The organism is Pseudomonas sp. FW305-25, assembly GCF_017351415.1.
Classification (GTDB): domain Bacteria; phylum Pseudomonadota; class Gammaproteobacteria; order Pseudomonadales; family Pseudomonadaceae; genus Aquipseudomonas; species Aquipseudomonas chlororaphis.
The window spans coordinates 31,731-53,131 of record NZ_JACNDE010000014.1 but is presented as its reverse complement, the minus strand read 5'-3'; the positions used below and the strand labels follow the sequence as shown (position 1 = coordinate 53,131).

19 protein-coding genes are annotated in these 21,401 nt (G+C 63.0%); 5 read left to right on the top strand and 14 right to left on the bottom strand.

What is annotated here, in order from left to right:
- Positions 1-15 precede the first annotated feature (15 nt).
- The 4 genes from J4E58_RS15520 to J4E58_RS15505 are packed head-to-tail and all read right to left on the bottom strand — an operon-like array spanning position 16 to position 4,654.
- Positions 16-840: a polysaccharide biosynthesis/export family protein gene (locus J4E58_RS15520; RefSeq protein ID WP_087091964.1), complete on the bottom strand. Its 825-nt coding sequence runs from the start codon at positions 838-840 to the stop codon at positions 16-18.
- A gap of 6 nt (positions 841-846) precedes the next feature.
- Positions 847-1,758 carry a glycosyltransferase family 2 protein gene (locus tag J4E58_RS15515; protein WP_172963076.1) on the bottom strand — a complete coding sequence of 304 codons (912 nt, stop codon included), beginning with the start codon at positions 1,756-1,758 and terminating at the stop codon, positions 847-849.
- Positions 1,758-3,218, bottom strand: a complete 1,461-nt coding sequence (locus J4E58_RS15510) for a mannose-1-phosphate guanylyltransferase/mannose-6-phosphate isomerase (RefSeq protein WP_087091966.1) — start codon at positions 3,216-3,218, stop codon at positions 1,758-1,760. The genes J4E58_RS15515 and J4E58_RS15510 overlap by 1 nt, the downstream gene beginning before the upstream one ends.
- Entirely contained in the window at positions 3,218-4,654 is a 1,437-nt protein-coding gene (locus J4E58_RS15505; RefSeq protein WP_053262708.1) for an undecaprenyl-phosphate glucose phosphotransferase, read from the bottom strand. The genes J4E58_RS15510 and J4E58_RS15505 overlap by 1 nt, the downstream gene beginning before the upstream one ends.
- Positions 4,655-5,109: 455 nt before the next feature.
- Between J4E58_RS15505 and J4E58_RS15500 the strand changes: the two genes are divergently transcribed.
- From J4E58_RS15500 to J4E58_RS15490, 3 genes are all read left to right on the top strand, one after another.
- Positions 5,110-5,577: an FAD/FMN-containing dehydrogenase gene (locus J4E58_RS15500; protein WP_087091967.1), complete on the top strand. Its 468-nt coding sequence runs from the start codon at positions 5,110-5,112 to the stop codon at positions 5,575-5,577.
- A complete protein-coding gene (locus J4E58_RS15495; protein WP_087091968.1) occupies positions 5,574-6,263 on the top strand; it encodes an energy-coupling factor ABC transporter permease in 690 nt (229 codons plus the stop codon). Before J4E58_RS15500 ends, J4E58_RS15495 begins: the two co-directional genes overlap by 4 nt.
- A gap of 65 nt (positions 6,264-6,328) precedes the next feature.
- Positions 6,329-6,544 carry a hypothetical protein gene (locus J4E58_RS15490; RefSeq protein WP_007924682.1) on the top strand — a complete coding sequence of 72 codons (216 nt, stop codon included), beginning with the start codon at positions 6,329-6,331 and terminating at the stop codon, positions 6,542-6,544.
- A gap of 4 nt (positions 6,545-6,548) precedes the next feature.
- On the opposite strand, the gene yacG is transcribed toward J4E58_RS15490, so the two are convergent.
- From yacG to J4E58_RS15470, 4 genes are read right to left on the bottom strand one after another with little or no spacing between them, the layout of a single operon-like run.
- Complete coding sequence (gene yacG / locus J4E58_RS15485; RefSeq protein WP_009045670.1) at positions 6,549-6,752, bottom strand: DNA gyrase inhibitor YacG; 204 nt, start codon at positions 6,750-6,752, stop codon at positions 6,549-6,551.
- Positions 6,749-7,372, bottom strand: a complete 624-nt coding sequence (gene coaE, locus J4E58_RS15480) for a dephospho-CoA kinase (RefSeq protein WP_009045669.1) — start codon at positions 7,370-7,372, stop codon at positions 6,749-6,751. The genes yacG and coaE overlap by 4 nt, the downstream gene beginning before the upstream one ends.
- Positions 7,369-8,241 carry an A24 family peptidase gene (locus J4E58_RS15475; protein WP_087091969.1) on the bottom strand — a complete coding sequence of 291 codons (873 nt, stop codon included), beginning with the start codon at positions 8,239-8,241 and terminating at the stop codon, positions 7,369-7,371. The genes coaE and J4E58_RS15475 overlap by 4 nt, the downstream gene beginning before the upstream one ends.
- A gap of 2 nt (positions 8,242-8,243) precedes the next feature.
- Positions 8,244-9,461, bottom strand: a complete 1,218-nt coding sequence (locus J4E58_RS15470; protein WP_087091970.1) for a type II secretion system F family protein — start codon at positions 9,459-9,461, stop codon at positions 8,244-8,246.
- A gap of 363 nt (positions 9,462-9,824) precedes the next feature.
- Here J4E58_RS15470 and J4E58_RS15465 point away from each other — a divergent pair, with 363 nt between their 5' ends.
- Together J4E58_RS15465 and J4E58_RS15460 are read left to right on the top strand one after the other, a co-directional pair.
- The gene (locus J4E58_RS15465; protein ID WP_007924673.1) at positions 9,825-10,241 is read left to right on the top strand and encodes a pilin; all 417 of its coding nucleotides are present in this window, start codon (positions 9,825-9,827) and stop codon (positions 10,239-10,241) included.
- A 286-nt stretch (positions 10,242-10,527) separates the two neighbouring features.
- Positions 10,528-10,884 carry a BON domain-containing protein gene (locus J4E58_RS15460; protein ID WP_009045666.1) on the top strand — a complete coding sequence of 119 codons (357 nt, stop codon included), beginning with the start codon at positions 10,528-10,530 and terminating at the stop codon, positions 10,882-10,884.
- A gap of 203 nt (positions 10,885-11,087) precedes the next feature.
- Here J4E58_RS15460 and J4E58_RS15455 read toward each other — a convergent pair whose 3' ends face one another.
- The 6 genes from J4E58_RS15455 to pgi all read right to left on the bottom strand — a co-directional run bounded on the left by J4E58_RS15455 (position 11,088) and on the right by pgi (position 21,331).
- Entirely contained in the window at positions 11,088-14,018 is a 2,931-nt protein-coding gene (locus J4E58_RS15455) for a DUF748 domain-containing protein (protein WP_087091971.1), read from the bottom strand.
- Positions 14,019-14,119: 101 nt separating this feature from the next.
- Positions 14,120-15,136 (bottom strand): class I SAM-dependent rRNA methyltransferase, encoded by a 1,017-nt coding sequence (locus J4E58_RS15450; protein WP_007924670.1) that lies wholly within the window; start codon positions 15,134-15,136, stop codon positions 14,120-14,122.
- A gap of 184 nt (positions 15,137-15,320) precedes the next feature.
- Positions 15,321-16,499, bottom strand: a complete 1,179-nt coding sequence (locus J4E58_RS15445) for an acetyl-CoA C-acetyltransferase (RefSeq protein WP_009043190.1) — start codon at positions 16,497-16,499, stop codon at positions 15,321-15,323.
- A gap of 151 nt (positions 16,500-16,650) precedes the next feature.
- Positions 16,651-17,517: an oxygenase MpaB family protein gene (locus J4E58_RS15440; protein ID WP_087091972.1), complete on the bottom strand. Its 867-nt coding sequence runs from the start codon at positions 17,515-17,517 to the stop codon at positions 16,651-16,653.
- A 39-nt stretch (positions 17,518-17,556) separates the two neighbouring features.
- Entirely contained in the window at positions 17,557-19,494 is a 1,938-nt protein-coding gene (acs, locus tag J4E58_RS15435) for an acetate--CoA ligase (RefSeq protein ID WP_087091973.1), read from the bottom strand.
- 172 nt (positions 19,495-19,666) lie between these two features.
- Complete coding sequence (gene pgi, locus J4E58_RS15430; RefSeq protein WP_007924664.1) at positions 19,667-21,331, bottom strand: glucose-6-phosphate isomerase; 1,665 nt, start codon at positions 21,329-21,331, stop codon at positions 19,667-19,669.
- Positions 21,332-21,401 lie beyond the last annotated feature (70 nt).

Below are 21,401 nucleotides of genomic sequence, written 5' to 3'. Positions count from 1 at the left end.
ACGAATCGATCCTGTTTATTGTCCCGTCGAGCTACTGCTGGGAAAGTTGTTGATCGTGTTGCCGCTGTTTTTCACATCCTGTTCATTCAGGTCGTAGTTGAAGCCCAGGCCGATGCCCTTGTTGATCGGGAACAGCTTGGTGAAGTACATGTCCACCGCTTCCACCGTGCTGCCGATGGTCGATTGCGGCACGTAGATCAGGTCGCCGCGCTGCAGGGCGACCAGCGGATGATCGGGGTTGCTGAGCATGCTGCCGAGGTCGACGAAGTACATCTTGTACTTGCCGTCGGGGCCGGTCCTGAGCAGGGCGATGTTGGAACTGTCGGCCGAGGGCAGCACGCCACCGGAGCTGAGCAGGGCCTGTTCTACCGACACGGTGCCGGCCAGGTTGAAGAACGACGGGTTGGCCACCGCGCCGCCGATGAATACCCGGTTGCTCGGGGCAACGGCGATGTTCACGGTCACTTCGGGCTCGCGGTAGACACGGGTGTAGCGTTTGGTGATCTCCTTGCCCAGGTCTTCGGGGGTCAGCAGCGCGGCCTTGATCCGGCCGATGTTGGGCATCGAGATGAAACCGTCCGGTCGTACCACGAACATCGTCATGTCGTCGGAGCTGGCCGGCTCCTGGGCATCGCGCACGATGCGCAGGGTGTCGCCGCTCTGGATCAGCACCTGGGCGGGCGGCAGGTCGGCCAGGGTCAGTGCCGCCGCGTGGCGAGCCTTGAGGGTGTCGCTGTCGGGGAGCGCGACATGGGCGGGGGTCGAGCAGCCGCCCAGCCACAGGGTGGCGGTCAGGATGCTCAACAGACAAAGCCGGGAAGGTCGGTTAATAGTCATCATGACAGCTCAGGTCCAGTAGTTTGAGAACATGCTCAAGCGACGCTTGAGCGGTGTCGGCAGATGCTGTTCGGCGTGGCCGAGGCGATAGCCCAACAGCTTCAGCGCGCTGCGTAGCAGCACTTCCGGTACGCGTTGCAACTGGCCGGCGTCACGCAAGGCGCGCAACTCGGCCTGGACGTAACGCTTGCCTTCTCCGCCCGCGGTGCCGAAGGCTTCGCGGATCCAGGGCTCGCGGCCATAAAACACGCCGATATCGAAATAACGGCGGAACTCCTGCATCAGACTGTAGCTGTGGGAATGCTGCACGCACGCACTGGCGGCGTAGCGCACCAGATAACCGTTGAGCAGCATGCGCGCCGCGACGTGGGCGTCCTCGCTGCCGATGACATCCTCGGGAAAGCCACCCACCGCTTGCAGGGCGCTGCGCCGGTAGACGGAAAACGAGTCCGAACTGAAGCAGGTCTTGATCCCCAGCTCCCCGGCGTCGGCCAGGCTTTTGCTGCGGCTCTGGGGGCTGTAGTTGAAGTGGCGCGACTGCGCCTCGAGAATCCCGGCCCCGGGGTGCGGCAGCTGACGACCGTAGGCGAGGCCGATCCGTGGATCCTCCTCTAGCTCCTGGATCAGGTTGGCGAAGGTCTGGGGCGTGGCTGGAATCGCATCCTGGGTCAGCAGGATCAGCGCATCGGCATCCACCTGCTCGCTCGCCCAGCGGCGGGTGCCGCCATGGTTGAACTGCTGGGCGGCGATGACCTCCACCCGGGCACCGAACTGCCGGAAGCGGCTGACGGTGTCGTCCGTCGAGCTGCTGTCGACCACCAGCACCGTGTCCGGTTGCAGCGTCTGCGCGGCGAGCGCCGGGAGCAACCGCTCGAGGTGCGGTGCGGCGTTGCGGGCAGGAATGATCAGCGCCACCTTCATCATGGTTTTACCTGCACCGGGGCACGGCCGTAGACGTCTTCGAAACGCACGATGTCGTCTTCGCCCAGGTACTCGCCGCTTTGCACTTCGATCATCACCAGGTCGATGATCCCGGGGTTGCTCAGGCGGTGTTTATGGCCGGCGGGGATATAGGTGGATTCGTTGCTGTTAAGCAGGACCTCCAGGTCGCCATTGGTGATCAGGGCGGCGCCGCTGACCACGATCCAGTGCTCGCTGCGGTGATGATGCATCTGCAGCGACAGCGATTCCTTGGGCTTGACCATGATGCGCTTGATCTTGAAGCGGCTGCTTTCCTCCAGCACGGTGTAGGTCCCCCAAGGCCGGGTGACCGTGCGGTGCAGGCTGTAGGCGCTGTGGCCGAGGCGCTTGAGTTCGGTGACGATATGGCGCACGTCCTGGGTCCGCGAGGCATCGGCCACCAGCAGCGCGTCGGGGGTGTCGACGATGATCAGGTCACTGACGCCGACGGCCCCAAGAACCCGCTTGGGCGAGTCGATATAGCAATTGCGCACGTCATGCAGGATGGCTTCGCCGTTGACCTGGTTGCCGGCGGCGTCGCTCGGGGTCAGCTGGCGCAGCGCATCCCAGGAGCCGATGTCGCTCCAGCCGAGGTCGCAGGGCACCACGGCGACCCGCTCGGAGCGCTCCATCAGGGCCACGTCGATCGAAACGTCCGGGGCGCGGGCCAGGCTGTCGGCGTCGAGTTCACGCTGGCGGCAATGCTTGTTGTCCAGGGTCATGCCTTGTTCCAGGCAGGCCTGGGCGGCGCTCAGCACCTCGGGAGCATGCAGGGTCAGCTCTTGCAGCAGGGTATCGGCGCGGAAGCAGAACATCCCGGCGTTCCACAAGTAGTTGCCGCTGTCGACGTAGGCCTGGGCGGTGGCCAGGTTGGGTTTCTCGACGAAGCGCGCGACCTGGAAACCTTCCTTCAGCGCAGGGCCCTGTTCGATGTAGCCAAAACCGGTCTCGGGTTTGTCGGGCTGAATGCCGAAGGTCGCCAGATAACCTGCTTCGGCGAGGCTGCGCGCCTTGCCCACGGCTGCGGCGAAGGCATCCTGGTCGAGGATCAGGTGGTCGGCCGGAAGGATCAGCAACTGCGCCTCGTCGCCCCAGTACTCGCGCACATGCAGGGCCGCCACGGCGATGGCCACGGCGGTGTTGCGCCCGAACGGCTCGAGCAGCAGGTCGAGGCCCAGCTTGCCCTGATTGACGTTGCGGTACTCGTCCAGCGAGCGGAACAGCAGCTCGCGGTTGGTCACCGTGACCACGCAGCTGACGTCCGCCAGGCTGCTGGCGCGGACGAAGGTCTTTTGCAGCAGGCTCTGCCCATCGCGCATGCGTATGAATGGCTTGGGCATGTTCTGCCGAGAGACTGGCCACAGGCGCGAGCCGGAGCCGCCGGAAATAATGCAGGGGATCAATCCAGTGAATGCGCTCATCAGTAGACTTCCTTCGTCGAGAGGACGGCCGGAACCGTCATGAAAACGATGTACAGATCCAGCCAGACCGACCACTTGGAGATGTAATCGAGGTCGTACTCCACTCGTTTCTGGATTTTCTGCAGGGTGTCGGTTTCTCCCCGGTAGCCATTGATCTGCGCCCAGCCGGTGATCCCGGGCTTGACCCGATGGCGCGAGCTGTATTCGCGCACCGCCTGTTCGAACGGCACTCCCGCCGCCTTGGTGGCGGTGGCGTGTGGGCGAGGCCCGACAATCGACATGTTGCCCATCAGCACGTTGAACAGCTGGGGCAGCTCATCGATGCTGGTCTTGCGAATGAAGCGTCCGACCCGGGTGATCCGCGGGTCTTCCCGGGTGGTCTGCCGTTCGGCATTGAGGTCCGCCTGCTCGACATACATCGAGCGAAACTTGAACACGCGGATCAGCCGGTCGTTGTAGCCGTAGCGCTTTTGCCGGAAGAGCACGGGGCCCTTGGAATCGAGTTTCACCGCCACGGCAGTGGCCAGCAGCACTGGGGACAACAGGACCAGGCCCAGCAGGGCGAGCAGGATGTCCTCGCAGCGTTTGATCAGCGGCGCCCAGCCGCGCAATGGCAGCTCGGAAGTGTTGAACATCAGGATGCCGCCGACATCGGTCATGCGGTTGTGGCCAAAGCGCAGGGTGGTGATGTCGGGCACCAGGGCGACATTCACCGACAACTGCCGCAGCCGTTGCACCAGTTCGCCGATGCGCGCGTGCGCGGCCCAGGGCAGGGCGATCAGGACCTGATTGACCTGCTCGGAACGGATCAGCTCTTCCAGGTTCTGGGTGTTGCCCAGAAAGGGCAGGTCGCAGAAGGCCTTGGGCACGCGGTCGCTGCGATCGTCGATGAAACCGATCAGGCCGGAGCGGATATCGCCGTGGCGCTGCATGTGTTCGGCAAGGAACAGCGCGCTCTCGCTGAAACCGAGGATCACCGTGCGTTGCAGGTATTTGCCCCTGGCCATCCACGAATGGAACAGGCGCAGCAGAAACAGACGCTCGATGCCAAACAGCACGAGACTGGCGATGAACCAGACAGCCAGGTCCCGCAGGCTGAAGACCGGCAGCAGGTGCAGCCCCAGGTACATGACCAGCAGGATGCAGAAGGCGGAGGTCCAGGCCACCAGCATCGTGCGCAGACGCAGGCGATTGCTGAAGAACTCTTCGGAGTAGACCCCCTGGGCCTGGAACAGGATGACGGTGATGACGGCAAAGAACAGCAGCAGGCCAAGTACGGTTGGCCAGATATCCGCACTGGCGGATTCAAGACTCAGGAGCAGCAGGATTCCAGGCAGGGCGGCGGACAGGGCGTGCGTCAGTTTTACCCCCGAAATGAAGAGTTCCATGAATCCGGTTCGGGTCAGGAACCTGCTATCAATCGATTTCGTAAGCATCGAATCCCGTCGTTGCCAGGTAAGAACCCAGCTCTGTTAAGGGTAAAGCCACTACAGAGGCAGGCTGAAAAAACTAAGGCTTACTGCAAAAAAGTCTGTTTTTTGGCGGCCTATGATGGCCAAACAATACTATTTTTCTGCTTTGATGGTCAATGAATTGACTAATTCTGGCAGATTAATCCTTTTTTTGCATTATGCATCGGTTTTTTGACGGTTTTTCGCATCCAGGACGAACGGAAGCCTGGGCGAGTGTCACGAAGTTGGCTCATTCGTGAGCGAGGGCGTGACGGATAAATGGAGTGTTGTTCAGGGGTCGACTCTTGTCCAACCGGTGGCGGTTTATTCCCTTTCGCCCATGATTGCGGGGTTCTTGATGGCTGGCGCGGCCCTCGGGCGAGGCGCTCTGGCGGTGTAGACTGGACGCTGCGAACTAACCGAAGGAAGGGGAAGAAGCTGTGAAGTATTGGTCATTGCTGTTGCTGGGTTGCATGCCATTGCTGGCGCACGCGGTGGAGGTTGGTGAGCGTCTGGCGCCCTGGACCTTGCTCGATCAATTCGACCAGGCCTATAGCCTCGACGGGCAGGCACGGACGCTGCTGGTGGCGCGCAGCATGGATGGCGCCAAGCTGGTAAACGCCGCCTTGCAGGATCGTCCCGCGGGTTATCTGGAGGCCCGGCACACGGTATTCGTCGCGGACATCCAGCGCATGCCGGCGGTGATCGCCAGGATGTTCGCGGTGCCGGCGATGCGTGATTATGGCTACCGGGTCATGCTCGACCGTGACGGGCGGGTGGCGCCGCGCTACGCCGGGGCTGTGGATAAAGTCCTGTGGCTGCAGCTCGACGATGGCCGGCTGGCGGCTCAACGGGAGTACGGCACGGCCGCCGAACTGCGTGCAGCGCTGGAGCAGGCGCAACCATGATCAGTGCCGCGCTGCTGTCGCCGCTCACTCTCGGTGCCGGCTGGCTGATCTATGTGCCAGTGCTGGTCTGGGCCGCCTGGCGCGCGCCCTGGGTCGAGCTGTTCAGCGACAGCCGGCGTCAGCATCTGCTGTTCGGTACGGTGTTCGCGTTGTTCATGTTGTGGCTGGTGCGCCGGGATTTCGATACCGGGGTGTCCTATCACTTCATCGGCATGACGGCCGTGACCCTGTTGCTGGACTGGCCGCTGGCGATCGTCGGCGGGCTGATTGCCCAGGTGGGCCTGGTCGCGCTGGGTCGCCAGGACCTGGCGGCGGTCGGCATCAACGGCGCCTTGCTGATCCTGCTGCCGGTACTGGTCACCGAATGTTGCGCGATCCTGGTGGAGCGCGCGCAGCCGCGTAATCCCTTCGTGTATATCTTCTGTTCCGGTTTTTTTGCCGCCGCCCTGTCGGCCTTGCTGTGCCTGTTGGTTGGCCTGGGGTTGCTGTGGTTCGACGGGCGTTTTGCCATGCCGGAATGGCTGGAAGACTTCATCGGCTACCTGTGGCTGATCATCTTTCCCGAGGCCTTCATCAACGGCATGGTGGTCAGCGCCCTGGTGGTGTTCTGCCCCGAATGGCTGGAAACCTTCAACCGCACCCGTTACCTGTCGGCACCGTGGAAGGATGACGATCCGCGTTCTTGATCCATATCAAACACGTTCGGCAGGCGCGGTCCCATGCTCGGTAAAAACCGTTCGGGAGCAGGGTCATGAGTGTGTATGAATGGGCGCGGCAGGAAGTACGCAAGAGTCTGGATACTGCGCAGCAAGAGGGTTTCGAACCGGGCTTGAGCCTGCGCGCCCTGCTCAGCGCGGTGGTGCAGGAGAGTCGGCGGGTGCGCAGCGGCGAGGATCTGGCCGACGAGTTGCAGTTTCTCGCGGAGAACCTCGACGATACGCAGGATTACGCTTTCATGCGGCCTTGAGGCTTCAGTGGGCGCGAGGCGGCAGATCGTCGGAAAACAGATCGTCCTCGGCATCCGGGCTGACCGGAATCTTGTGTTCTTCGGCAGCCCAGGCACCGAGGTCGATCAGTTTGCAGCGGTCCGAGCAGAACGGACGGTTGACGTTGCTCGCGGTCCATTCCACGGGCGCACCGCAGGTTGGACATTCCACGGTCAGGGGTTGGCTCATGACTGGCCTCCACGCAAGGTAAGGTAAAAGTGATGCAGGCGTTCGACCTCGCTGTGCAGCCAGGCGAGGTCGCGGTCGTTGACCAGCACATCGTCGGCATGGCTCAGGCGGTCTTCGCGGGTCGCCTGGGCCTTGAGAATCGCCTGGATCTGCTGTTCGCTGATCCGGTCGCGTTGCAGGGTCCGCTCGATCTGCAGCTGTTGCGGCACATCGATCACCAGGATCCGCTGGGTCATCGCGTACTGCCCGGACTCGATCAACAGCGGTGACACCAGAATCGCGTAGGGCGACTCGGCACGGGCCAGGTGGGCGGCGATTTCATCGGCAATCAACGGATGCAGCAAGGCTTCCAGCCAGAGACGTTGTTGCGGCACCTCGAAGATCAGCTTACGCAGCGCGGCGCGGTCCAGCTGGCCATCGGCCTGCAGCACGCTGTCGCCGAAATGTTCGGCAATGCGGGCCAGGGCCGGGCGGCCGGGCTCCACCACCCAGCGGGCGGCGTGGTCGGCATCCACCACATGGATGCCCAGGTCGATGAAGTGCTGGGCCGCGGCACTTTTGCCACTGCCGATACCGCCGGTAAGGCCGAGGATCCAGGGTTTGAAAACAGGCTTGGTCATCTGAAACCGACAAACTGCAAATAGGAGTCGGTTATTTGACCACCCCAGAGCAAGGCAATCCAGCCGGCAATGGCCAGAAAGGGACCGAAAGGGATAGGCGTGGACATTTGCGCGCGGTTGCGGCGCAGCATGGCGATCCCGGCCAGGGCTCCGGTCAGTGAGGCCAGCAGCAGGGTCATCGGCAGAATCTGCCAGCCGCCCCAGGCGCCGAACATGGCCAACAGCTTGAAATCGCCGTGCCCCATGCCTTCCTTGCCGGTCAGCAGCTTGAACAACCAGTACACCGACCACAGGCACAGATAGCCGGCCACGGTGCCCCACAGCGCATCGTGGAGGCTGACGAACAGGTTGAAGCCATTGACGATCAGGCCCAGCCACAACAGGGGCAGCACCAGCACGTCGGGCAACAGTTGATGATCGGCATCGATCAGGCTCATCGCCAACAGGCCCCAGCTCAGGAACAGCATCAAGCCGGCCTGCCAGCCAAAGCCGAAATGCCAGGCCACGAACGCCGAGGCCAGGCCGCAGGTCAGCTCCACCAGCGGGTAGCGCCGGCCGATCGGGGCCTGGCACGCGGAGCAGCGTCCGCGCAGCAGCAGGTAGCTCAACAGCGGGATGTTTTCCCAGGGGCGGATCGGGTGCGCACAGTGCGGGCACTGGGAGTGCGGGAGCAACAGGTTGTAGGTCGGCCCGGCAGGCTCGTCGGGCAGCCCGAGGATGTCACGGGCCTGGGCGTGCCAGTCGCGTTCGAGCATCTTTGGCAGACGCCAGATCAGCACATTGAGAAAGCTGCCGATAATCAGGCCCAGGATCAGCACCGATGCTACGAAGACCAGCGGGTAGCTGGCCAGGACCTCAGTCAATGACATGTTCAGATCGCTGTGCCGAGTTGGAAGATGGGTAAGTACATGGCGACCACCAGGCCGCCGACGAGGGTGCCCAAAACTACCATTATCACGGGTTCCATGAGACTGCTCAGGGTGTCGACCAGGGTATCGACCTCTTCCTCATAATGGATCGCGACCTTTTCCAGCATGCCGTCCAGGGCCCCGGACTCTTCGCCGATGGCGGTCATCTGGATGGCCATGCCGGGAAAGATGCCGGAGGCGCGCATGGAAAAATGCAACTGCATGCCGGTCGCCACGTCCTGCCTGATGCGGTTCACCGCTTGCTTGAACACCTGGTTGCCGGTGGCCCCGGCCACCGAGCCCAGGGCCTCCACCAGCGGCACTCCGGCGGCGAAAGTGGTGGACAAGGTGCGGGCGTAGCGGGCCACCGCGGACTTGTACATCAGTGGCGCTACCAACGGCAGTTTCAGCAGGCCCACGTCCAGCCAGTGGCGAAAGCGTGGTGAGCGCCGGCGGGCATGGCGCAGGCCGAACACACTGAGCAACAGTGCGCCCGCCAGCAGCCACCACCAGTGCTGCACGAATTCCGAGAGGGCGATGACCAGTTGCGTGAACATGGGCAATTGCGCGCCGAAGCCCTGGAACATCGACTGGAATTGCGGCACCACCTTGACCAGCAGGATCCCCGTGACCACCAGCGCCACGCAGATCACCGCCAGGGGATAAGTCATGGCCTTGCGGATCCGCGTCTTGAGGTTTTCGCTTTTTTCCTTGTAGGTCGCCACCCGCTCCAGCAGGGTTTCCAGGGCCCCGGCCTGTTCGCCGGCATCCACCAGGCTGCAGTACAGCTCGTCGAAGTACCGCGGCCTCTTGCGCAGTGCGCTGGTGAAGCTGCTGCCGGCGGCGATGTCCTGTTTCAGCTCGCCCATCAGTTTGCGCATGTTCGGGTTGTCGAAGCCCTCGGCAATGATGTCGAACGATTGCAGCAGTGGCACGCCGGCCTTGATCAGGGTCGCCAGTTGTCGGGTGAACAGGCTGATGTCGCGGGCCTTGATCGGGGGCGTGCGCTGCAACAGCGAGCTGGGTTTCTTCCTGACCCTGGCCGGGTTGATGCCTTGCTTGCGCAACTGGGCCCTGATCAGCGAGGGGGTATGGCCGCTCAATTCGCCGCGCAGTTTGCTGCCTTGCCTGTCGGTGCCTTCCCACAGGTAAACACTGACTCTTGCTGCTTTGACCGCCATGGTGTCGAGTCCCGGGTTGTGATGGATGTCCTCAGGGCCGGCAGTGCCCTGTGCGTTAGCGAGTGGACCGCTGCGCGGCGCGCGGCGTCCGGCTCATAGAGTTTGAATGGCCCGATACGTTCCTTGGATGGGGCGGGCAGTGAATGCAATCGATGATCGAATGACAGCGTAGCCCGTCACGACGACCGGCCCAGGGCACTTGGCTGACAAAAAGTGTCAGATAGTGCGACTTCTGGCGCTCACTGCCGCAGCTCCGCGCCACTAAAGCCCCGTTCAGCCGGGGCGCAGGCGCTGGCACAGGCTGTGCTATGGCTGTGTGGTGAATGCCCAGACCCCTGGATATCCCCTGCTTGGAGCAGATAGATGAAGTATCAGAAAGGTTTTACCTTGATCGAGCTGTTGGTCGTCGTGGCGATCATCGGCATCCTGGCCACCTTTGCCATGCCGCTGTATTCCAAATACCAGGCGCGGGCCAAGGTCACCGCGGCGTTGGCCGAAGCCTCGGCGCTGAAGGTCAACTTCGAGGACGTGCTGAACCAGGGCAGCGATCCGACCCTGGAGCTGGTGGGGGGCAAGGCGGCGACGTCGAACTGCACCATGACCGCTGCGGGTTCCGCCTCGACCGGAGCGGGAACAATCGGCTGCACCATCCTCAATGCACCGGCACCGGTGCTGAACAAGACCGTCACCCTGACCCGCACCACGGCCGATGGCTGGGTCTGCACCACCACTGTCCCCGCGGACTATTCCCCCAAAGGCTGCACCGCCAGCGGCAGCTGAGCCCGGTTCTCGCTTGCTCGGCGCGTGAAACGCCACGCGCGAGCGCGCCTTTGGGGAAAGTATCGAGAATTCAGGAAGTTAGCTCGCCTGGGAAGTGCAACTTGCATGCAGATTATTCGCCGGTCATGCATTTTGCATGACCGCGAGTGTTTGGATGGTTTTGTAATTCATTGATATTTAAGGGTTTTATTGTTTTTCTGAACTTGGCATAACGCCTGCAATCTACTTAAGTAACCCTGCTGCCAGGACTTGGAGCAGGTTTTCCAGAAGAACAGGAGTTACTCGTATGAAGAAGTTCGCTATCGCTGCTGCAACTGCTACCGCTCTGACCCTGACCATGGCTAACGTCGCATTTGCCCAGACCACTCAAGCTACTCAGGCGCCAATGGTGCTCGCGGCGGGTGAAGTGACCAAGGCCAAGGAAGCCACTTCCGACACCTGGATCACCACCAAAGTCAAAGCGGATCTCGTAACTGAAAAAGGCATTCCTGGTACCGACATCAAGGTCGAAACCAACAAGGGTGTGGTTTCCCTGTCCTCCACCACTGCTCTGACCGCGGCGCAGAAAGAAACCGCAGTCAACATCGCCAAGAACATCAAAGGCGTGAAGGCAGTATCGGCTGACGGTTTGAAAACCGACTAAGCCTCAAGCTTCTTTCCTGGACAGGGAGAAGACGCGGTAGAGGATTCATCTACCGCTTCCTTGAAGGTTCATGCGAATGGCCACAGGGAAGTGGCTCCTTTTGTAAACAGAACAGGCCCCGGCACAGTGTGTCGGGGCCTGTTCTGTTTATGGCGGGGGGAAACCGCCGGGCCGACCCGTTTCCGGGGCGGCGGGGAGGGGGATTATTCGGCGTCCAGGTGCATGGGGGTAATGACCCGACCATCGCTTTCGGCCTGGCCAAGGTTGGCATCGATGAAGTAGACCCGGTCGTCCGCCAGCTGGCCCTTGTCCACCAGGAAGTCCTTGATGCTGCTGGCCCGTTCCTGGCCCAACTGGCGCAACAGCACATCGCTGCCACTCCAGAACTTGATCACGCCTTCACGCATTTTCGCGGTGCGCTCTTCCTTGCCCAGGTCCTTCCATTCGGCCGGTGGCTGGGTTTTGAGGCGTGTGCGATAGATGCCTTCCAGCAGCGGGGCTTTCTCTTTCTCCGGTACTTCCAGCAGCGACGCCTGGGCCGGCACCTTGTCGCCGCGACGCTGGAGCATCTTGTAGTAGTTGTACTGGTATTCTCGCTCCAGGCGTTGCTCGGCGATCAGCGGGCCATCGCTGCTCTGCGCGGCGGTGCCTTCGATCTCCAGGCGCAGGGCCGGACGTTCCTTGAGCGCATTGGACAGCTTGACCAGCGTTGCTTCCGATTCCGGGCTCAAGTCACTCGAGCCCGGGGCGAACGAGACACTGCCCAAGTCTTCCGAACCGCCACCCGCGACCAGCCCGCCAATCAGTTTGAACGGTGCCGCGGCAGCCTTGACGATCAGGTTGCGCAGGGTCTGCCAGACAATCGGCATGACGCTGAACTGCGGGTTGTTCAGATCGCCCGTCACCGGCAGTTCGATGGAGATCTTGCCGTCGACATCCTTGAGCAAGGCGACCGCCAGTTTCAGTGGCAGGCTCACGGCATCCGGGCTGTCGACTTTTTCCCCCAGCTCCAGTTGTTCGACCACCACTTTGTTTTCGGCCTTGAGCTGGCCGTTGGTGATGACGTAGTGCAGGTCGAGGTTGAGCCGGCCCTTGCGGATGCGGTAGCCGGCGAACTTGCCGGAGTAGGGGGTCAGGTTGGTCAGTTCGACGCGTTTGAAGCTGGTGGCGATGTCCAGTGCGGCCATTGGGTCGAAGGGGTTCACGCTGCCCTTGATGGTGACCGGCGCATAACGGTCGACCTTGCCCTTGATATCGACGCTGGCCGGTTTTGCCTGGCGGCTGTCGATGGTGCCGATCTGGCCATTGAGTTGCTGGACGGCCGTGGCGAAGTTGGGGGTCAGGCTGAAGTCGGCGAAGTTGGCCGAACCGTCGTTGATGGCGATCTGGCCGATATGGATGCCGAGGGGTTTTTCCTTGGCGGCCGGCTTGGCTGCGCCTTTCGGCGCGCTGTCGGCCGGTTGCGGGATCAGCAGGTCATCGATGTTGGTGGTGCGGTCATCGTTGATCATGAAGCGCGCATAGGGCTGCATCAGGTTGACCTTGTTGATCGTCAGGCTGTCGCCGTGCTGATAGTTCAGGCCTTCGAGCACCAGTTGCTGCCATTTCACGAAATCGCGGGTTTTCAGGGTGTCCAGGGTGTGCAACTGGTCGACCTGGGCGCGGCCAGTCACGCTGAATGTCAGGGGGTCGATGTTTTTCAGGTCCACCGCGAGGTCGCTGCCGAGCATGCCGCTGCGCAGCTCCAGGCGAATGAACGGGCTGATGTAGGACTGGGCGACCCGCAGGTCGATGTCCTTGGTCTGCACCGCCAGCTTGGCGGTCACCGGTTGCAGGTTGACCACGCCGTTGGCGAGGATCTTGCCCTGTTTGCCCACTCCGGTGTCGAGCTTGAGGTTGAAAGGCGACTGGTTGAGGCTGTCGAAGTTCTGCACGTCGACGTTCAGCGGGCCGACCTCCAGGGCCACGGCCGGCTTGGCCTGACGGTCCGCCAGGTGCACCTGGTAATTGCGCAGTTGCACGTCCTTGAGCAGCACCTGCCAGGGTTTGCTCGGCGCCGGAGCGGGAGCCGGCGGAGTATCGGCGGCGGCCGGAGCGGGCTTGGCAGCCGGTTTGGCCGGCTGGCTGGCGAACAGTTTCTGCCAGTCCAGTTGGCCATCGGCCTCCAGGGCGGCCCAGGTTTCCAGTTTCTGGCTGCGGATCTTGCCGACCACCACTTGCTGCTTGGCCAGGTCGACCGTGGTCTCACTGACGTCCAGGCGCTCCAGGCGGGCCAGTGGCCGACCGTCCGGGGCTTTGATGGCAAAAGGCGCGACGCTGATCGAGGCATCGCTGAGCAGCAGTTCGGTTTCCTTGGACAGGTTCAGCTTGTAGCGGGTGTTGAGGTTCAGCACGCCGTCTTCGAGGACCAGGGGCAGTGCGTCGCGGACATAGGGCCACCAGGCTTTCATCTGGCCGTCGGTGACTTTCAGGGTGCCTTCGGAGGCGATCGGAGTCAGGCTGAAATTGCCGCTCCAATCGATCTGACCGCCCGCGGGGCCCGCGGCGACCAGGGTCATGTCGGCACTGTCATCGGGCAGGGTGCTGAGGTTCTTCAGCTCGAGATCGAGTTTGTCGTAGAGGAAATCGATGGGCTCGCTGGGCCGCGTGTCCTGGAAGTGCACATAACCGCCCGCCAGCTTGATGCGCTCGATACGCAGGGGGAACGGCTTGGCTTCGGGGTCGTCCGGAGTGGGTTCGCTGGTGGGCAGGTTGAACAGGCCCAGCAGGTTGAGCTTGCCGTCCTTGGCGAACAGGATCTCGCTCTTGGGTTTGTCCAGTTCGATATCGGCCAGGTGCAGCGCGCGGGTCCAGAGGCTGTCCAGTTGCAGGTTGGCGTAGAGACGTTCGAAGGCCACCTGCTCCTTGCCCGGCTCACCGATATTCAGGCCCCAGAGCGTCAGTTCGAGACTGAACGGGTTGAGTTCGATGCGCTGGATCTTTGCCGGTACCGTCGCGTAGTTGGCCAGCTGTTGATTGGCCACTCGCAAGGCGATGCCCGGCAAAATCAGAAAGCCCAACAGGCTGTACAGGGCGAGAGCGGTCAACAAGGCGCCGATAGCGCGGATCAATCCTTTGGACATGCGAGGCTTCATCTATCTGAATCGGAAGTGCGTTGGAGTATGGCATGCGTTTCCGGTTCCGAAACAATCCCATGACGGTCGCAAACAGGATTGTTCAGATTCCTCGCAACAGATCACAGATGCAGGATCAGGGTCTTGAGCGGCGGTTGCTGGTCCATGGACGGGAAGTCGCGAGCGGGTGTCAGCACCTGCCATTCGCGTACCGGGCGACCGGCTTTTTCGGCACAGCGCAGCACCTGTTCGCGCCAGTCATCCAGCGTGACTTTCGCCAGGTTGTTGCAGCAGATCAGCACGCCATTGTCGGCGGTGGCCAGCAGGGCAGGCTTGAGCAGACTCTGATAGTCGCGCAGCAGGTCGACGGTGCCGAATGCACTCTTGGCCCAGGCCGGCGGGTCGAGCAGCACCAGGTCGTACTGGCGTTGTTCCAGGCGTGGGTAGCTGGGCAGCTTTTGTCCACGGCGCTGGCTGATGGGCAGGCCGGCCAGTTGCCGGATCGCCGGGAAGTAATCCGATTGCACGAACTGCATGGCCGGCAATTGCGGATTGAGTTGGCCGTTCTCGCGGCCGACGGCCAGGTTGCCCTCGGCGAAGTCCAGGTTGCACACCTCGCGGGCACCGCCTGCCGCGGCACTCAGGCCGACGCCACAGGTATAGGCGAACAGGTTCAGCACGCTCTTGCCGGCGCTGTGGGCCTTGACCCAGCCACGGGCGTTGCGCAGGTCGAGAAACAGCAGCGGGTCCTGGCCGGCATGGCGACCGCGTACCCGGTAGTTCAAGCCCCATTCGTGGCCGACCAGGTCTTTGAGCGCCTCTTCTTCGGCGCGGTAAACCGAGTCCTCGCGGTCGATGCGTGAGTTGCCCCGGGAGCGGTCGTTGTAGACCAGCAGGGTGTCCAGGCCCAGTTGCTGCTGGACGGTCTCGTGCAATTGCAGCAAGGCATCGCGTTCCAGCGTCTGGTGAAAGCTTTGCACCAGCAGTTGCGGGCCGTAACGATCGATGGTCAGGCCCCCGGCACCTTCCTGGCTACCATGGAACAGCCGATAGCAGTCGGTGCCTTGCTGATGCAGCTCGACGAGCAGGTCCTGGCGATGATCGAGGGCGGCGCGCAGCGCCTGATTCAAGGAAGACATGCGAGCGCCTTGCGGATGATTGGGCGGGGCAGTTTACCAGTTTCGTTTTGTCCTCTGTGTAGGAGCGAGCTTGCTCGCGAAAGATCGGCCGCAACACCGCGATGCACCAGGCAGACCGCGTTACCGTTGAGGTCCATCGCGAGCAATCGAGCGTCGACCGGCCGCTCCTACAAGGGGATTGTGATCAGCGTTCGATGGCCAGCGCCACGCCCTGTCCGCCACCGATGCACAGGGTGGCCAGGCCTTTCTTGGCGTCGCGCTTGAGCATCTCGTGCAGCAGGGTCACCAGCACCCGGCAGCCCGAGGCACCGATCGGGTGGCCGAGGGCGATGGCGCCGCCGTTGACGTTGACCTTGCTCGCATCCCAGCCCAGTTCCTTGCCCACCGACAGCGCCTGGGCGGCGAAGGCTTCGTTGGCTTCGATCAGGTCCAGTTGCTCCAGGGACCAGCCGGCCTTGTCCAGGCAGCGGCGGGTGGCCGACACCGGGCCGATGCCCATGATCGCCGGGTCGACCCCGGCGTTGGCGTAGGCGGCGATCTTCGCCAGCACCGGCAGGCCCAGGGCCCGGGCCTTGGCGGCGCTCATCAGGATCACCGCGGCGGCGCCGTCGTTCAGCGACGAGGCGTTGCCGGCGGTGACCGTGCCGTCTTTCTTGAAGGCTGGCTTGAGCTTGCCCAGGGATTCGGCGGTGGTGCCGGCGCGCGGCTGCTCGTCGGTGGCGAAGGCCACGGGCTCGCCCTTGCGCTGGGGAATCAGGATCGGGGTGATCTCATCGACGAAACGTCCGCCCTCGATGGCGGCCACGGCCTTCTGCTGCGAGGCGGCGGCAAAGGCGTCCTGGGCTTCGCGGCTGATGGCGTATTTGTCCACCAGGTTCTCGGCGGTGATGCCCATGTGGTAGTCGTTGAAGGCGTCCCACAGGCCGTCGCTGATCATGGTGTCGATCATCTGGCTGTGGCCCATGCGCAGGCCGGTGCGGGCACCGGGCAGCACGTAATTGGCCAGGCTCATGTTCTCCTGGCCGCCGGCGATGATCACCTCGGCGTCGCCGCAGCGGATCGCCTGGGCGCCCAGGTGCAGGGCCTTGAGGCCGGAGCCGCAGACCTTGTTCAGGGTCAGCGCCGGCACCGCGTGGGGCAGGCCGGCCTTGATCGCGGCCTGGCGCGCGGGGTTCTGCCCGGCGCCGGCGGTGAGCACCTGGCCCATGATCACTTCATCGACCTGGGCGCCGTCCAGGCCGGTCTGGGCTAGCAGCTGGCGGATCACCGCGGCCCCCAGATCGACCGCGGGAATGTTCGCCAGCGAACCCTGGAAACTGCCGACCGCGGTGCGGGTGGCGGCAACGATTACGACGTCTTGCATGGCGCGAATCCTCATCGTTATTGGCGGCATCGGTCGGCGGCCATTGGCAGGTGACCGGTGCGCGAGAACTTGGAAAATCATGGTTGCATAGAAGGTCGCGACGTCGCCAATCGCGAACCGGTGGGTCGCGTTCTGTTCGCCCGGTCGGGTATTACAGGCCCATGCGCCGGCGTGCGCGATGTATCGAGCCGTTGCGTACCGCCCAGCGCAGCATCGGCGCACTGCGGTTGACGCTGGTGCGGATCAGCTGGCGTTGCAGCAGACCCTGGTTGACGCCGAGCATGTCGCTGGCCCAGTCGGGCAGCAGATCGATGCCGGCCTGCATCATCAACGAGCCAAATGGCTTGGCCAGGCGGCTGGGGGCAGGTGCCGCCAAGAGCAAACGCAGCACCTCGCGGCTGCGTTCATCGCAGAGCAACTGGGGGCGCATCCGTGCCAGGTAATCCGCCACGGCCCGACGCGAGCGCGGCACATCAGTGGCGCCAAGACGCTCGGCGATCAGCGCGACTTCCTCGTAGTAACGGTCCTGGTCGGCAGGTGGCAGCTGCGGGTTGCGATAGCGCAGGTGCGCCGCCAGAAAGCTGCTGACTTCGGCCACATGCACCCAGGTCAGCAGTTGCGGATCGCTGGCGGCGTATGGTCGACCGTCTGGTGCATAGCCGACGATTTGCAGGTGAATGGTGCGCACCTTGTCGATCAGCCATTCGGCATCCTGGCGCGAGCCGAAGGTGGTGCCGGAAATGAACTGCGCGGTGCGCCGCAGGCGCCCGATCATGTCTTCCCGGAAGTTCGAGTGATCCCAGACCCCGGCCAGGGCCAGCGGGTGCAGGGCCTGCATCAGCAAGGCGCTGATGCCGCCGATCAGCATGCTGCTGAAGTCGCCATGCACCTGCCAGCAGATGGCGTCCGGGCCGAACAGGCCCGGGTCGCCCTTGGGGTTGTCCAGGTCGAGCTGGCCCAGCGACAGGCCACCCAGGCTCATCACCTGGGTTTCGATACGACTGCGAATGAATTCCATACCGCTTGGCTGTTCCTTGGTTGAGGCCCGAGGACCCGCTCAGAGGTTCAGGCGTTTATCGATCAGGCCCTCGACCACGCTCGGGTCGGCCAGGGTCGAGGTATCGCCCAGGCTGTCGAGCTCGTTGCAGGCGATCTTGCGCAGGATACGCCGCATGATCTTGCCCGAGCGGGTTTTCGGCAAGGCCGGCGCCCACTGGATCAGTTCCGGCTTGGCGAAACTGCCGATCTCGCGACTGACCAGGCTCAACAGTTCCTTTTTCAGTTCTTCGCTGGGCTCGACGCCGTTCATCGGGGTGACAAAGGCATAGATGCCCTGGCCCTTGAGGTCGTGGGGATAGCCGACCACCGCAGCCTCGGCGATGCTGTCGTGCAGGACCAGGGCGCTCTCGACTTCGGCGGTCCCGATGCGATGCCCGGACACATTGATCACGTCGTCGATGCGTCCGGTGATCCAGTAGTCGCCGTCTTCATCGCGCCGCGCGCCGTCGCCGGTGAAGTAGTAGCCCGGGTAGGGTTTGAAATAGGTCTCGACCATGCGCTGCGGGTCGCCGTAGACGCTGCGGATCTGTGCCGGCCAACTGGCCTTGATCGCCAGGATGCCGCTGCCGGCGCCGCTGATTTCCTTGCCGTGCTCATCCAGCAGCACCGGTTGCACGCCGAACATCGGGCGGGTGGCGCAGCCCGGCTTGATGTAGCTGGCGCTGACCAGCGGGCTGAGCATGATGCCGCCGGTTTCGGTCTGCCACCAGGTGTCGACGATCGGGCAGCGCTGCTCGCCGACGCTATTGAAATACCACTCCCAGGCTTCCGGGTTGATCGGCTCGCCGACAGTGCCCAGCAGGCGCAGGCTGCTGCGCGAGGTGTGTTGCAGCGGCTCGGGGCCTTCGCGCATCAGCGCCCGCAATGCGGTGGGGGCGGTGTAGAAGATGTTCACCCGGTGCTTGTCGATGACCTCCCAGAAGCGCGAACTGCTCGGATAACTGGGCATGCCCTCGAAGATCAGGGTGGTCGCGCCATTGGCCAGCGGGCCGTAGACGATGTAGCTGTGGCCGGTGACCCAGCCGACGTCGGCGGTGCACCAGAAGACTTCGCCTTCGCGGTAGTCCAGTACGTATTTGAAGGTCATCGCCGCTTGCAGCAAGTAGCCGCCGGTGGTGTGCAGCACTCCTTTGGGTTTACCAGTGCTGCCGGAGGTGTAGAGGATGAACAGCGGGTCTTCGGCGTCCATCGGTTGCGGCGGGCAGTCGTCTTCGACGTCGCGCAGGGCCTGGTGATACCAGAGGTCGCGGCCTTCGACCCAGTTCACCGGGTTCTGGGTGCGCTCGACCACCACCACAGTGCTGACGTTCGGGCAGCTTTGCAGGGCCTTGTCGACGTTGTTTTTCAAGGGTATGAACTTGCCGCCGCGCACCCCTTCGTCAGCGGTGATCACGGTGCGGCAGTCGGCGTCGAGAATGCGGTCGCGCAACGCGTCCGGGGAAAATCCGCCAAAGACCACCGAGTGCACCGCACCGATACGGGTGCAGGCGAGCATGGCGTAGGCCGCCTCGGGGATCATCGGCATGTAGATGCATACCCGGTCGCCTTTTTTCACGCCGCGGCTTTTCAGGACGTTGGCCAGGCGGCAGACGTAGTGATGGAGTTTCTTGTAGGTGATTTGCAGCGACTCGGCAGGGTCGTCGCCTTCCCAGATGATTGCTACCTGATCGCCGCGTTTTTCCAGATGGCGGTCGATGCAGTTGTAGCTGACGTTCAACTGGCCGCCGACGAACCAGCTGGCGGCGCCGGTTTTCAGGTCATAGCGCTGCACGGTTTGCCAGGGAGCGCTCCAGTCGAGAAAGCGGGTGGCCTGTTCAGCCCAGAAGGTACTGGGGTGCTCGATGGATTCGCGGTACAGCCGCTGGTAGTCATCCTGACTCAATTGTGCGGCCCGGCGGACGGCATCGGCTTGGGGGAACATGCTGATATCGAACATGACGGTTCCTTATTCTTGTTTTAGCGACAAGTAATAAAGATGCGCCTTGATCGGAAGGGGTTCAAGGGGAGGGCGGTCTTGGGCGACCGATCGCGAATCGGCCCGCTGCTATGCAATGGATGGGGTTTGCACAGCAGCGGGCCGGTTCGCGAAGGGGGATTTCAGCGGGCTATCAACCGCGGTGGCGACCGCGGAAGTAGTTGATCAGGCCCTGGGTCGAAGCATCCTCGGCCGGGGTTTCTTCGCTGCCGACCAGGCGGTTGTAGACGCCCTTGCCCAGCTCCTTGCCCAGCTCCACGCCCCATTGGTCGAAGGCGTTGATGCCCCAGATCACGCTCTGCACGAAGACCTTGTGTTCGTACATCGCCACCAGTGCGCCCAGGCGGCGTGGGCTGATGCGCTCGACCACCAGGGTGTTGCTCGGGCGGTTGCCGGGGATCACCTTGTGCGGTGCCAGCTTCTGGACTTCGGCCTCGCTCAGGCCTTTTTCACGCAGCTCGGCCTCGGCCTCGGCGCGCGTCTTGCCGAGCATCAGCGCCTGGCTTTGCGACAGGCAGTTGGCGTACAGCCACTGGTGATGGTCGGCGACCGGGTTGAAGCTGACGATCGGCACGATGAAGTCGGCCGGAATCAGCTGGGTGCCCTGGTGCAACAACTGGTGGTACGCATGCTGGCCGTTGCAGCCCACGCCACCCCAGATCACCGGGCCGGTGTCGGTGGAAACCGGCGTGCCGTCCTGGCGCACGCTCTTGCCGTTGGATTCCATGTCCAGCTGCTGCAAGTGCTTGGTGATGTTGCGCAGGTAGTGGTCGTACGGCAGGATCGCGTGGCTTTGCGCGCCCCAGAAATTGCCGTACCACACGCCCAGCAGGGCCAGGAGAACCGGCATGTTCTGCTCGAACGGCGCGGTCTGGAAGTGCTGGTCCATGGTGTAGGCACCGGACAGCAGTTCCTTGAAGTTGGACATGCCGATGGCCAGGGCGATCGGCAGGCCGATGGCCGACCACAGCGAGTAACGCCCGCCGACCCAGTCCCACATCGGGAAGATGTTCTCTTCGCGGATGCCGAAGGCCACCGCGGCGGCGTTGTTGCTCGACACTGCGATGAAGTGGCGATACAGCTCGGCCTCGGAGCCGCCCTGAGCCAGGTACCAGGCGCGTGCGGCCTGGGCGTTCTTCAGGGTTTCCAGGGTATTGAAGGACTTCGACGAGACAATGAACAGCGTGGTTTCGGCGCGGATCTTCGAGGACAGCTCGTGGAACTCGCTGCCGTCGATATTGGCCAGGTAATGGCAACGCACGCCTTTCTGGGCGTAGGACAACAGGGCTTCGGACACCAGCTCCGGGCCGAGGAAGGAACCGCCGATGCCGATGTTCACCACGTCGGTGATCGGCTTTTCGGTGTAGCCACGCCACAGGCCGTCATGGATGCGCCCGACCAGCTCGGTGATCTGGTTCAGCACCTTGTGCACTTCCGGCATCACGTTGACGCCGTTGACCGACAGCTTGTCGCCCACTGGGCGGCGCAGGGCGGTGTGCAGGGCCGGACGGCCTTCGGAAGAGTTGACCAGCTCACCGGCGAACAACGCCTTGATCGCGTCCTGCAGGCCGGCTTCGTTGGCCAGGCCCACCAGCAGGTTGCGGGTTTCGGAGGTGATCAGGTTCTTCGAGTAATCGAGAAAAAGCCCACAGCCGCTGAGGCTGAATTGATGAAAGCGCTGCGGGTCGGCATTGAAGGCCTCGCGCATGCTGAAATCCTGCATGGCCTGGCGGTGGTCATTCAACGCTTGCCAGGCGGGCAGAGCGGTAACGTCGTGAGGAGTGCGGTAGTACGCCATCGCTGCGGTTTTCCTTTTACTTGAACTGCCTGTTGGACACTGAAAAGCCCGGAACGTCCTGCTCGAAGAA